Annotated in this window: 16 protein-coding genes; 6 read left to right on the forward strand and 10 right to left on the reverse strand. The window is 49.0% G+C overall.

The window, feature by feature from the left end; all coding sequences use genetic code 11:
* Positions 1-22: 22 nt before the first annotated feature.
* From AC1RRX_RS04265 to AC1RRX_RS04275, 3 genes are all read right to left on the reverse strand, one after another.
* Positions 23-259, reverse strand: a complete 237-nt coding sequence (locus tag AC1RRX_RS04265) for a spore germination protein GerPB (protein WP_007409164.1) — start codon at positions 257-259, stop codon at positions 23-25.
* 12 nt (positions 260-271) lie between these two features.
* Complete coding sequence (locus AC1RRX_RS04270) at positions 272-493, reverse strand: spore germination protein (protein ID WP_003155135.1); 222 nt, start codon at positions 491-493, stop codon at positions 272-274.
* Positions 494-682: 189 nt separating this feature from the next.
* Positions 683-898: an aspartyl-phosphate phosphatase Spo0E family protein gene (locus tag AC1RRX_RS04275; RefSeq protein ID WP_007409163.1), complete on the reverse strand. Its 216-nt coding sequence runs from the start codon at positions 896-898 to the stop codon at positions 683-685.
* Between the two features lie 217 nt (positions 899-1,115).
* Here AC1RRX_RS04275 and AC1RRX_RS04280 point away from each other — a divergent pair, with 217 nt between their 5' ends.
* Both AC1RRX_RS04280 and AC1RRX_RS04285 read left to right on the forward strand, forming a co-directional pair.
* Positions 1,116-2,021: a fumarylacetoacetate hydrolase family protein gene (locus AC1RRX_RS04280; RefSeq protein WP_007409162.1), complete on the forward strand. Its 906-nt coding sequence runs from the start codon at positions 1,116-1,118 to the stop codon at positions 2,019-2,021.
* Between the two features lie 93 nt (positions 2,022-2,114).
* On the forward strand, positions 2,115-2,471 hold the full coding sequence (locus AC1RRX_RS04285; RefSeq protein ID WP_007409161.1) for a YisL family protein: 357 nt from the start codon (positions 2,115-2,117) through the stop codon (positions 2,469-2,471).
* On the opposite strand, the gene AC1RRX_RS04290 is transcribed toward AC1RRX_RS04285, so the two are convergent.
* Entirely contained in the window at positions 2,468-2,701 is a 234-nt protein-coding gene (locus tag AC1RRX_RS04290) for a hypothetical protein (protein ID WP_186302953.1), read from the reverse strand. The two genes, AC1RRX_RS04285 and AC1RRX_RS04290, sit on opposite strands and share 4 nt — an antisense overlap.
* A gap of 35 nt (positions 2,702-2,736) precedes the next feature.
* Positions 2,737-3,279, reverse strand: coding sequence for a DUF2777 family protein (locus tag AC1RRX_RS04295; RefSeq protein ID WP_061046965.1), 543 nt, complete (start codon positions 3,277-3,279; stop codon positions 2,737-2,739).
* Between the two features lie 175 nt (positions 3,280-3,454).
* Between AC1RRX_RS04295 and asnB the strand changes: the two genes are divergently transcribed.
* Together asnB and AC1RRX_RS04305 are read left to right on the forward strand one after the other, a co-directional pair.
* The gene (gene asnB, locus AC1RRX_RS04300; RefSeq protein WP_144464054.1) at positions 3,455-5,296 is read left to right on the forward strand and encodes an asparagine synthase (glutamine-hydrolyzing); all 1,842 of its coding nucleotides are present in this window, start codon (positions 3,455-3,457) and stop codon (positions 5,294-5,296) included.
* 85 nt (positions 5,297-5,381) lie between these two features.
* Complete coding sequence (locus AC1RRX_RS04305; RefSeq protein WP_108725057.1) at positions 5,382-6,122, forward strand: squalene/phytoene synthase family protein; 741 nt, start codon at positions 5,382-5,384, stop codon at positions 6,120-6,122.
* Positions 6,123-6,157: 35 nt separating this feature from the next.
* Here the strand turns inward: AC1RRX_RS04305 and AC1RRX_RS04310 are convergent, their stop codons facing one another.
* On the reverse strand, positions 6,158-7,525 hold the full coding sequence (locus AC1RRX_RS04310; RefSeq protein ID WP_144464052.1) for an MATE family efflux transporter: 1,368 nt from the start codon (positions 7,523-7,525) through the stop codon (positions 6,158-6,160).
* Positions 7,526-7,647: 122 nt separating this feature from the next.
* On the opposite strand from AC1RRX_RS04310, the gene AC1RRX_RS04315 reads away from it, so the two are divergent.
* Positions 7,648-8,511: an AraC family transcriptional regulator gene (locus tag AC1RRX_RS04315; RefSeq protein ID WP_007409155.1), complete on the forward strand. Its 864-nt coding sequence runs from the start codon at positions 7,648-7,650 to the stop codon at positions 8,509-8,511.
* 143 nt (positions 8,512-8,654) lie between these two features.
* Here AC1RRX_RS04315 and AC1RRX_RS04320 read toward each other — a convergent pair whose 3' ends face one another.
* Both AC1RRX_RS04320 and AC1RRX_RS04325 read right to left on the reverse strand, forming a co-directional pair.
* Positions 8,655-9,149 (reverse strand): DinB family protein, encoded by a 495-nt coding sequence (locus AC1RRX_RS04320; protein WP_015239546.1) that lies wholly within the window; start codon positions 9,147-9,149, stop codon positions 8,655-8,657.
* 53 nt (positions 9,150-9,202) lie between these two features.
* Complete coding sequence (locus AC1RRX_RS04325) at positions 9,203-9,811, reverse strand: LysE/ArgO family amino acid transporter (RefSeq protein ID WP_040238301.1); 609 nt, start codon at positions 9,809-9,811, stop codon at positions 9,203-9,205.
* 125 nt (positions 9,812-9,936) lie between these two features.
* On the opposite strand from AC1RRX_RS04325, the gene pdxR reads away from it, so the two are divergent.
* Positions 9,937-11,379 carry a MocR-like pyridoxine biosynthesis transcription factor PdxR gene (pdxR, locus tag AC1RRX_RS04330; protein WP_144464050.1) on the forward strand — a complete coding sequence of 481 codons (1,443 nt, stop codon included), beginning with the start codon at positions 9,937-9,939 and terminating at the stop codon, positions 11,377-11,379.
* A gap of 14 nt (positions 11,380-11,393) precedes the next feature.
* Here the strand turns inward: pdxR and AC1RRX_RS04335 are convergent, their stop codons facing one another.
* Positions 11,394-12,020 (reverse strand): pentapeptide repeat-containing protein, encoded by a 627-nt coding sequence (locus AC1RRX_RS04335; RefSeq protein WP_040238296.1) that lies wholly within the window; start codon positions 12,018-12,020, stop codon positions 11,394-11,396.
* A gap of 195 nt (positions 12,021-12,215) precedes the next feature.
* Entirely contained in the window at positions 12,216-12,656 is a 441-nt protein-coding gene (locus AC1RRX_RS04340; RefSeq protein ID WP_007409151.1) for a GNAT family N-acetyltransferase, read from the reverse strand.
* Positions 12,657-12,693 lie beyond the last annotated feature (37 nt).

Here is a 12,693-nt window from a genome sequence, read left to right on the forward strand (position 1 = left end):
CGTCTCGTTTCCTTCATTAAAACTACCGGCTTGGCGGCTGGAGCGGTACAAATGATGAGGTGCCGGGACCTCCCCCTGTTGTTACAGTCTGCTGCCCCGCGGTGACAGGCGGCGCCGGCTCAACATAACTCCCTGTGTTGTACAGATTGGAAAGAGATTTAATTGAACCGGCGCTTCCGATTTGCAGTATGGAGGAATTGCTGACAGATTCTACACGCATGTAATTGATATGGATCGACTGATTGACGTAAAAATTCATACGGCGCCTCCTTTATGCGTTTCCTGCCATCGGCTGATCGATTACATCATTATCGTACACATTCGTTGAATTCCTGTAATTCGTCAGTGTGAGATTGTCTCCGGTATTGAAGCTGCCCGCTCCGGCAAATGTCTTAACCTCTGCTTTTGGAGAAATGGTGATGCAGTCGCCTATATGAACGACTCCGCTCGTACCGACGGCATTAATTTTAAACGCTCCGACAATTGCGGGCATACGAGCACATCCTTTTCGTGAAGATTTTCATGACTACACTCCAAGAGCTGATCTGGGCTGCCTGCCTAAAATAGCTTATGACAAATGCACATTTTTGTGAGCGGAAAAAACTTTAGACGTAAAAACACCGGCGCTTTACGCATGCCGGGTCTTATACATAAATGATACAGATTTATATACATATCACGTTTATGAGAAAGCCTCTTTTTTTCCTGCGGTGCGGCCGTGCTCAATCTGTGCGGCCGGGTTCAGCCCGCTGTCTTTCGTTTGTTGGATGAGCCCGCCCCGGCACCCGTTTAAAAGGCTGTCCAGCTCCTGGCTGCACCTGATGGTCTCCGTCGCATTGATTCCGAATTTTTGCGCTGTCTCGAATAAAGTTAATCTTTTTTCTTCAATTTTGTTCATCGTGTGATCTCCAATTCTCGATTATTTTGGAAAACATAGGATGATAATAGTATAACCCATTTTGGCCAAGAAGGTTTTATTTCGTCAATATGACTAAAAAAGTGACAATTTTTGATACTCTTTTACACTTATTTTCAGCCTGTTTAAAAGAGGAATTTCCCGCCCGGAGGAAGAATACATAAAGGAATGCCAGATTTAAAAATGATGGGGGATTAACATGAAATTTGCGACAGGGGAACTGAACAGCCGAACATTTGTCGGTCTGATCATTGATGATGACAAAATCTTAGATCTGCAAAAGGCTGAAAAAAAATTGTTTGAACTTGAGACGATTCCGGGTTCGCTGATCGAGTGCATTCAAAAAGGAGATAAGTTTGTCGCGCATGCCGGACAGCTTGCGGAATGGGCGAAAAAACCGAATGACGAGTCGGGTTCATTTATGTATGCGCTGTCTGACGTAAAGCTTTGCGCGCCTATTCCGAGACCTTCAAAGAACGTGATCTGCATCGGGAAAAATTATCGTGATCATGCCGTTGAAATGGGGAGTGAGGCTGATATACCGGAGCATCCCATGGTTTTTACGAAAGCCCCCGCTGCCGTTACAGGTCACGGAGAAACAGTGAACAGCCACTTGGACGTAACGGAGCAGCTTGATTATGAAGGGGAGCTTGCGGTAATCATATCTAAAAGCGGATCGCACATCTCCAAAGAACATGCGCTTGATCATATATTCGGCTATACAATTGTAAATGATATAACAGCGCGCGATCTGCAGAAGAAACATAAACAGTTTTTTATCGGCAAAAGCCTCGATACGACATGCCCGATGGGCCCGGTCATTGTACATAAGTCGGCCGTCAGTGATCCGCAAAGCCTGAAAGTTGAAACGCGGGTGAACGGAGAACTGCGCCAATCAGGATCAACGGGTGACATGATTTTTCCGATAGCTGAATTAATCGAAACGCTGTCAAAAGGGATGACGCTTGAAGCCGGTGACATTATAGCGACGGGGACGCCGTCCGGTGTCGGAAAAGGGTTTAAGCCGCCGAAATTTTTAAAGCCTGGGGACCGCATTGACATTACAATTGAACCGATCGGCACGCTGTCGAACCAAATCGGATAATTGTGTGTCTTTCGCACGATTGATAATGCTCCGATCGGCTTGTTGTGGTACCATAAGTGAGGCAGATTGATCTGATAGGGGGAATTGAACATAATGACACATTGGCATATTACTTCATGGGTCGTTGCGCTTATCCTGGTATTTGTCAGCTACGGGCTGTACGGTTCCGGAAAAGCGAAGGGCGCAAAAATTACGCATATGATTCTGCGCTTATTCTACATTATTATTATTCTGACCGGAGCTGAGCTTTTTGTCCGTTTTGCGAATTGGAACGGAGAGTACGCCGGAAAAATGCTGCTCGGCATCATTACCATCGGACTGATGGAAATGCTCGTCATCCGCAAGAAAAAAGGCAAATCAACCGGCGGACTGTGGATCGGTTTTATTATCGTGCTCGTCCTGACAGTGCTGCTCGGCCTTCACTTGCCGATCGGCTTTCACGTATTTTAATCAATCGCTTGAAAAACCCGGATGCATCCGGGTTTTTTTAGTTGCGCATACATTCTGCGCAACTGTGCCGCTGAATGAGAAATGCCGTGACAGGGGGATGTTGATGAGGCGAAGGAGATTTGCAGGATGCCAAAAGCGTCAATCACTCTTGCTACCGCAAAAGCTACGGCTGTGAAGGGTAAAAGCAAACGCCGGGCGTCAATCAGCGTGAAAAACAAAGCTAAATACATCAGGAGGCACCTATTTAAAAGGTGCCGCCTGTTTGTTACGCGGTGCCGTCTTGTCTTGCCGCTGAATACATAATGGAGCGCCGCCCGTCAGATGCCGTCCATTCAAATCTGTCGTGTTTACCCGAGCTGCCGCGGTGATGCTGCAGGGCGCATTGTGCGTCATCCGCCGAGAAGTGATAAAACGAAACGCCTTCACCGGAAAACAGCGCCTGATTGTAGGAAAATACGCAATCATATACAGACAGGCCGAACCCGTGCAGATGGCTGAGAAACAGCAGGAACGTTTCATCGTCCAGCGAATCGAGCAAGGTTAACAGCGGACGTTTGACCGCCTTTTCATAACGGATTTCTTCCCCGCCGAGCAGGGGGATGGTGTCTGCACCGATTTCGGCCGCGCCGCCGCAAATCCGTGCCGCCTGCCATCTGCCGTCGCGTTTCATCAATACGTCTGCGTTTCCTAGACTGTCTGCAAGCAGGATATCGCCTTCATCGTTTTCGATGAGGCAGATGCCGTCCTCTATCATCAGGGTGCCGCGCCCCCATTTGTTTTTTTCTGAGAAAAGCTGTTTTCGTTTCATAACCGTGCCGGTCTCCTTTGTTTGTTTCTTCTCTTCCGTTCTTTCCAAATCGGGCTTGTCTCATACAACTCTTAGTGGGACAAATCAACTATCTGCGTTTCTTTGCATAAACTGGGTAAAGTGCTGATAGAAACGAATTTGATACCGACAGAAACGGGATTGGAGCTGATATCACATGTGTGGAATTGCGGGTTGGGTCGATTTTCAAAAGCAGCTCGTCCAAGAGAAACATATTATGAACAATATGATAGACACTCTTTCAAAACGAGGGCCTGATGATTCAAACGTCTGGGGAGAGCCCCATGTTTTATTCGGACATAAAAGACTTTCGGTCGTTGACATTGAAGGCGGCCGCCAGCCGATGGCCTGCACGCATCAAGAGGAAACGTACACCATCATTTATAATGGAGAGCTGTATAACACGGAGGAATTGCGGAAGGAGCTTCAGGCGAGGGGCCACCGTTTTGAGAGGACCTCTGATACAGAAGTGCTGCTGCACAGCTATATTGAGTGGCGGGAGGAGTGCGTGGACCGCTTGAACGGTATTTTCGCTTTTGCCATCTGGGATGAGAAGCGCAAGCGGCTGTTCGGGGCAAGAGACCGGCTCGGCGTCAAACCGTTTTTTTATAAAGAACACGGCTCTTCCTTTCTGTTTGGGTCGGAATTGAAAGCCATTCTTGCTCATCCTGATGTGAAAGCCCGCACAGACAGCGGCGGACTTGCGGAAGTATTCGGACTCGGGCCGTCCAGAACTCCGGGCTGCGGGGTGTTTAAAGGAATTCACGAGGTGCGTCCCGCCCATGCGTTCACTTTCTCAAAGGACGGTTTGTCCATATGGCGTTATTGGAATGTAAAGAGCGAAAAGCATACAGACAGCTTCGATGAAACCGCGGCTCACATTCGGTACTTATTTCAGGATGCAGTGACACGCCAGCTCGTATCTGACGTGCCGGTTTGCACGTTTTTATCAGGGGGGCTTGATTCGAGCGCGATAACCGCGATAGCCGCCGCTCATTTTGAGAAACAAGGCAGAGATCCCCTTCATACTTATTCCATTGATTATGAGGAGAACAGCAAATTTTTTAAAGCGAGCGCCTTTCAGCCGAATGATGACGGCCCGTGGATCGATAAAATGACAAATGCATTCGGCACACAGCATCATAAGTGCGTGATTACGCAGGATCAGCTGGTTGAACATCTGGAGGAATCCGTTCTCGTCAGAGACCTGCCGGGCATGGCTGATGTTGATTCCTCGCTATTATGGTTCTGCCGGGAAATTAAAAAAGATTTTGTCGTGAGCCTTTCCGGAGAATGTGCGGACGAAATTTTCGGCGGATATCCGTGGTTTCACACAGCGGCAGAAGAAGAGGGATTTCCTTGGATGAGGTCGACTGAGGAGAGGGTCACGCTCTTGGATGAAAAGTGGCAAAAACGGCTGAATCTTAGAGAATACGTGAATGCGAGATATGAAGAAACCATTGCGGAAACGCCGCTGTTAGATGGTGAGACGGGAACAGATAAAGCGAGACGGCAGCTGTTCTACTTAAATATGCTTTGGTTTATGACAAATCTGCTCGACCGCAAAGATCGCATGAGCATGGGCGCAAGTCTTGAAGTACGGGTGCCGTTCGCCGACCACAGACTTGTGGAATACGTTTGGAATATTCCTTGGGAAATGAAAATGCATGGCAGCCGGGAAAAAGGTATCTTGCGGAAAGCGCTTGAAGGACTGCTTCCTGAAGATATTTTGTACCGCAAAAAAAGTCCTTATCCGAAAACGCATCACCCGAAATACACGCAGGGGGTCACAGAATGGCTGAAAACGATTTTACAACAGAAAGATTCCGTGCTTCACACCCTGCTTGACAGAAAGAAGCTGGAAATGCTGCTGGAGACAGAAGGTTCATCTTTTCAGGTTCCGTGGTTCGGCCAGCTGATGAAAGGCCCGCAGCTGATCGCCCATCTTGCCCAGATCCATACATGGTTTGAGGCGTACCGTATCGATATAGAAGAATAACAGTGCCGCGACCGGTTTCCGCTGAAGGATATCGGTCTTTTTATTGTGAAACATATGGTACACTAAAAAACAGAGGAGTGATACCATGACCGAATACGAAACATGCGCCCAGCTTGCCGAGGCGCACTTTCCTTTATATAAACGGACTTTCTCATCCCTGCCGCCAAAAAACAGGCGGGCCGCATGGGCGGTGCTTGCTTTGTTTCACGAAGCTGACCGGCTTGATGTGCAGGAACTTGGAGGATTTGAACAGGCGGCACAAGACGTTCTGAACGGGTCACGCGCCGACGGCTTTTTGTGGGAGGCGCTCACCGATGTGCGGCAGCAATTTGCGCTTGAAGAAGAGCCGTTACGTGAGTTTATCGCCGGCCAAATCTCTGACAGAGAAAAAGTAACGTATCAAGAGTTTGATGACCTGCTGATGTATGCGGGCCAAACAGGCGGAGCCCTCGGCCTGCTGCTGCTGCCGGTTTGTGCGCGCCGGAACCAAGAGAAACTCCGCCATGCAGCCGTTTCATTAGGAGCAGCCATTCAGCTGACCCGGGTGCTTCTGGAGGTCCATACGGACGAGCGGGCGAAAAAGCGTCTCCCGCGCCAGGTGATGAAGCAATTCGGCTATACGGAAGAAGAGCTGGAGAGCCATACCGTCAACAAAGCTTTTATGAATGTATGGGAGTACATCGCATTCGAGGCCGAGGCGTATTTCGAGGAGGCGTCTGAAGAGCTGGAGCTGTTTCCGTTATACTCAAGGCCCGCCGTTACCGGTTTGCTGGCACATTATCGGTCAGAGCTCGGTGACATGAGACAACGGCTTTCGCAAGCATAAAAAAACGCCCGGCTTCATAACGAAGCTTCGGGCGTTTATGCAATCCCTTTTTGAATCCAAATCCGCGACCGCCATCTTCTGTACATAAGAATGCCTCTGACCCATTCATCCGCGATAAATGAAATCCAGATGCCCATAAGCCCTAATCCGAAATGGATGCCGAACAGATAAGCGAGAGGCAGTCCGATACCCCACATGGAAATCATTGCCATGTAGACGGGGAATTTTGCATCTCCGGCAGCCCGCAGCGAGTTGATGATAATGACATTAAATGAACGGCCGGGCTCAAGAATGATCGTCATGGCGATCAGCATGCTCGCCGTCGCAATAATGTCAGGACTGCTTGTGAAAATTCCGATCAGCTGCTTTGAAAACAAGGTCATGATCACGGATGTCAAAGCGGCAATGCCAAGCGCCCAGTACAGACTTTTCATGCAGCGGTCATAAGCCTCGTCAAACCGTTTGGCGCCGATATATCTGCCGATCAAAATCTGTGTGCCCTGGCTGATCGCCGTTCCGAACAGCAGGATAAACATGGTGATGTTTTGCGTATAAACCTTTGTTGTAAGTGCCTGAGCGCCCATAATAGCGATAAAATAAGTGACAACCATTTGTGAAATGTTGTAAGACAGCTGTTCGCCGGCAGACGGAATCCCGATTTTCAGGAGTTTCCGCAAGTGCTCTTTATGGACGTGAAAAATCTTTTCCCATGTCAGACCGAGTCCGATGCGTTTTTTGACGATCACAATCATCGCGATCAGCCCGATGATCCGCGCAAAGGACGTTGACATCGCAACACCGGCGACGCCTAACACCGGAAGGCCGAGCGGCCCGAAAATGACAAGAAAGTTTCCGGCAATATTTAAAATATTCATCCCGATCGTAACGAACATCGTATCCTTCGTATGACCGTAGCTTTTTAAAATGGCGCTGAACGTCATAATCAAAGCCTGAATGAAGGACAGCCCGCCGACCACCTGCAAAAAGACTTTGGCATCCGGCATCAATTCATTGGAAAGACCCATCACATGAAGCAGCGGAACGGCCGCAAAAAATATGGCGGCGCTGATGGCGAGACTGATGACAAAGTTCGCTCCTATTGATACATAAGCCACTTCCTGCGCCTCTTTTTTCTGTTTAGATCCTAAAAACTGTGAAATCACAATTGTCGTACCCGTTGCGATAAAGCTGAACATCACGATAATTAAATTTAAAATCTGATTGCTGACACCCACGGCCGCCACACTGTTGTCGGAGTATTGGCTAAGCATAAGAGTGTCGGCGTTTCCCATAAACATATATAATGAAACCTCAATAAATATCGGCCAAGTCAGCGCGTATAATGAGAGTTTGTGATCAGAGGATTGTTTGAATGCAGCCCGTTTTAAAATCGCTTGTTTCATTTCTTTTAACCCCTTTCCTGAAAAAATCAACGTTTAAAAGTGTACCTCCATTTTCTTATAATAAAAAGGGAGAGAAACGAAACTTCTTGCAAAAATCCGACTTAAAAAGGAGGGCCGAAAATATGTCCTTTCTCGAGTTCACAGTTCCTCCGTTCCCGGTCTTTATCGCTGCGGGAGAAGGAGTGTTCAAAAAAGGCGAAACCCATGTGAGACGGGTCTTTCCGGTGTTTGATCTGCTGTATGTGAAAGAAGGCGTCCTCTACATTACAGAAGACGAAAACGCCTTTTCCGTTGAAGCGGGAGAATATATTCTGCTTTCTCCCGGCCTTGAACATTACGGAACAAAAGGCAGTGAAGAAACGACATCCTATTCGTGGCTTCATTTTGAAGGAGCGGCTTATGAGGTGACGGAAACAACCGGGAACAACTGGTCGGAGCTGAGGCGAAAAAAAGGGAGCTTTGAAGAGCCGTCCCGCTACCGCCTGTCCCTGCCGCAAAAAGGGAAGGTGAGACGCCCGCAGTTTATGGCCGGGCAATTCAGTGTCCTGACAGATGACAGCGCCGAGAACTCCGATCTGCCGCTCAGAAAGCAGATTCTGTTTGAAGAGCTGCTGCTCCATCTTCAGAAAGAAGCGTTCCAAATCCCGTCCGCAAAGGAAAGAGTCGCATGGGAGGCCGCCCGGTACCTGCAGGAGCACTATCAGGAGAAAACAACCATTAAAGCGCTCTCTTCGGCTCTTCATTACAACCAAGACTACGTGACCCGCTGCATGCAGCAGGTGCTCGGCGTCACGCCCGGCCAGTATACGAACAAAGTCAGAATGACGGAGGCGAAACGTCTTTTGTCTGCAACCAATGACAAAATGGGGGCGATCGCGGACGCCATCGGTATGGAGGACCCAACCTATTTTTCCAAACTGTTTAAACAGATTGAAGGCATTTCGCCGCTTGAATACCGCAAATTCGTAAGCCGGAAAACGGACTGACCCAAAACCAGAGAACAAAAGAGGGATCAGTAAGCATGAAAATGACAATTTACGATGTGGCCGAAAAAGCGGGCGTCTCCAGCTATATCGGATTATGATAGATTCGAAGTAAAAAAGCAAAGGCCCGGGAGGCCTTTGCTTTTTTATGATTCGTATGAGAAAAAAATGTAGTCAGTCGGCACGCCTTTATAGCCCATTTGGTGAAGCATCGCGGTGATATTGCCGCGATGGTATGTGCCGTGATTCACAACATGCCGGATCACATCGGCATATGTCGTCTGAAGCGTCCCCAGGCGCGGATGAGAAATAGAGATCGGACCTTCCGGGTTCTCCATTTCTTTTAAAAATTCGCTGAATTCTTTGTCCAGTTCAGTCATTCTATGTTCAATCGCCTCAAAATCTCCGTCAAGCTTTTCAAATTGATCAAACTGCGAGACGATTTGTTCGAAAGTTTCTCCGTAAAGCACGTGAAGCCAAATGTAATCAGCCCGGTATATATGCACAAGCACGGCGTTCACAGTCGGAAAAACACTTTTCAGTTTCTGCTGTAAGCTGACCGCGGGCAGCGTCTTCAGATGCTGAATAACTTGCTCATTTGCCCATCTGTGGTAGTGATACAGCTTTAAAATGTCTGACATTCCAATTCCCCCTCTTCTTCCGGTACATTCAACATGGCCTGGCCGAATTCCTTTTATCGAAACAAAAGCGCAGCAAAATAAAAAGCAGCACCCCACATCACCAATGCCGAGCATTTATTCAGGATGCCGAGGAGCCGGCCTCCTGTATCCGCCGTTTGGACGAGCCGTCCCGCGAATGCCAGTCCGGCGAACCATACCCAGGAAACCGCGATACAAGCACCGGCAAACAGCCATTTATCAATTCCCGGATAGGCGGCGGAGCTTGTGCCGATGACACTGACGGTATCCAAAATCGCATGCGGGTTCAAAAGGGATACCATGACGGCCGTGACCGCCTGTTTTTTTGCCGTGAAAATCGTTTTTCTCGCCTGTTCGGCCTGCGGTTTGCTTCTCCAAGTCTGCCAGCCTAAAAAACTGAGAAACAAAAAGCCGCCTATAAGCATGACGGTCTGAAAAACGGGAATCTCTGCAATAATCATTGACACGCCTGCGACGGCCGCGCTGATGAGAATCGTATCGCATACCGCGGCGGCAATCACTGCGGGAAACGCCTGCCACACATGTTTTTGCCAGGCTCCCTGCTGAAAAATAAACACGTTTTGCGCGCCCAATGGCAAAATAAGGCCGAAAGCGAGCATCACTCCGTGAAGAATGGCATTCATATCGTAAAACCCTCCAATCGTCAACTAAATCTCATTGTAGCCGCACTGTGTGCTGATGTCTCCGGCCATTTGGCTGGTACTTAAACCAGCCAAATGTATAATAAATAAAGAAGGAGGGATGACGTATGAACAGCTGGCGTCCGGATCGGGAGTCGCACATACCGCTTTATCTCCAGATCGAACAGCATATAAAAGAAAAAATACTTCATGGCGAATGGACCATTGGCACGAAAATTCCCTCACAAAGAAAGCTCGCCGAGGAGCTTCAGGTCAACCGAAGCACAGTGACGGCAGCAGTTGATGAGTTAATCGCCCAAGGTCTTCTGGAAGGAAAAAGAGGGGGAGGCACTAAGGTCGTCAACAATACGTGGAGCATCATGGCAGCGGCTAAGCCCCTTGATTGGAGCACATACGTTACATCGGGGAGTCATCAGCCGAATTCATCCTTGATTCAGGCCATTAATCAAAACGAGCCGCGTCCGGATCTGATCAGGCTGGGGACGGGTGAACTGAGTCAAGAGCTGCTGCCTGAGCAGGAGATGGCCGAACTGTTCCGTGAAGCGGGAACTAACACTTTTGCGCTCGGCTATGAAGAACCGAAGGGCAGCCTGCAGCTTCGGCAAAGCGTCGCGGAACATTTGAAAACAAAGGGGATTCACGCGTCCCCGGCATCCATCGTAATCGTCTCAGGCGCACTGCAGGCGCTTCAGCTCATTTCAATCGGGCTGCTAAAACCAAACTCCGTCATGCTGACTGAAAACCCGTCGTATCTCCATTCCCTGCGTGTGTTTCAATCAGCGGGCGTCAGGCTTAAGGGAGTGCCGATGGATGGGAGTGGAATCAAAACGGATCATCTTCCCGCTTACCGGCGGCAATACGAAGCAGGGCTGCTGTACACCATTCCGTCATTCCATAATCCGACCGGAACGGTGATGTCACTCAAGCGGAGGAAGGAACTCATCGCGCTCGCAAGAAATCACCGCCTGCCTGTCATTGAAGATGACGCATACGGTGATTTATGGATCGATAAAGAACCGCCGCTTCCGTTAAAATCGATGGACGGTGAGGGGAATGTGCTGTATATCGGCACGCTGTCAAAAACCGTAAGCCCGGGTCTGCGCATCGGATGGGTCGTCGCCCCTGAGCCGGTTGCAGACAGGCTCGCCGATATTAAAATGCAGACGGATTACGGCTCCAGTGCTTTATCTCAATGGGCGGCATGTCAATGGCTGTCAAGCGGCCGCTATGAAGCGCGCCTTTTGCGTCTCAGAAAGGAACTCAAAATCAGAAGAGATGCGGCATTGCGTTCTCTTGAAAGATACGCGGGAGATATTGCGGAGTGGCGTGTGCCGGAGGGGGGCTTTTATATTTGGGTCACTTTTCATCAAGCAATCGCCGTTCAGACGCTTTTCACCCGTGCCTTGGAGGCCGGCGTGCTGATCAATCCGGGAGCTCTCTATCTTCCCGAAGACCGGCAAAGCCTGCGTTTTTCCTATTCATACGCATCCTTACCGGACTTGGAAAAAGGCATTCAAACGATAGCGGACATCGCCCGCCGTTTCGTTTGATAAAAGATAAAAGATCACGTCACAATGGCTCCGAGCGCTTCTGCGAATGTAACGGCATGCGCCGGAGAGATGCGGCATCCTTTCAGCTTCTCAAGTGAGACGTGCAGATGATCAAATGTGCACGTGCTGATATCCATATTAAAAAGAGACGTGCCGATAAAATTTGAGCCGTTCAAATCACAGGCGTCAAGATCAGTGTATTCAAGAACGGCATCATTCCACTCGCTTTCTGTAAGAGCGCACGTGTCAAACCGGACATGCTTCATATTGGAATAGCTGAAGGAGCTGTAATTTGCGAGGCAGTCTTCAAACCGTACATGACGCATGGCGGAATCCGCCAGATTCAAGCCGAGAAGTTTTGAATGCTGAAACGCCGTTCTATGGATGATGCTTCCGCTGAAATCAGCGTTTGAGACATCACATTTGTCAAACAGGACATCCGTACATTCCATATGTCTGAAAGAGACATCCGTAAAAACGGTGTTTCTGAAAATGACTTTTTCGGCGCGCAGGCCGTCCAGTTTGCTGTTTACGACGGCGTTTTCTATGGCGACTTCTTTTATGAGGTCGTCCTGAAGCGCTTCTGTGAAAGAAAGCACCGGCAATTCTTTCGGGATTTTCGGTTTTTGGATCGTATTCATCTCATACTTCCTTTTCTGAATTAATAGCTGAAAACGGCAATTGACAGATATCGTTCTGCCTGCCATCCTTGCTGTTGTGTAATGTACAAAGGGTATTAAAAAAGCGGGAGGGCGTCAATAGTACCGCATATAAAAGCAGGCGTGACATTCAAGGTAATGCCCTTAGAGACATGTCCCCAAGGGCATTTGTCTGTTTCAGGCGAGTTCTTTATACATGATCACATGCGGGCCGATGCCGGGTATGTCAAAGGGGCTGCCCGTGCTTTTCCAGCCGAGCTTTTCGTAATATCCCTTTACGTGACATCTGGCGTTGCACCAGACAAGCGCCGCCCCCATATCTGCCAGTTTTCGTTCTGCATAGGCGATTAACGTGCTTCCCGCTTTTTGCGTCCGGTATTCCTCAAGCGTCGCCATGCCGCGCAGCTGATAGGCGGGCGCTGCCTGTAAAGCCTGCTGGTTCTGCGGGTAGAAAGAAGCGATGCTGATCAATGTCCCGTCGTAAAAACCTCCGAGATGAAAGGCTCCTTTGACGCTGTCCTGATCATATTTACAATCCTCAATCGTCTGATGGGGGCGCAGCACGCTGTGTCTGATCGCGTATGTGTCTTCTGCGGTGATGGGTTTTACTTCAACCATGAAAAAATCCTCCTTTGCTTGATTCTTTTTCTGTATC

This window comes from Bacillus sp. GW821-FHT11D08 (assembly GCF_058808515.1).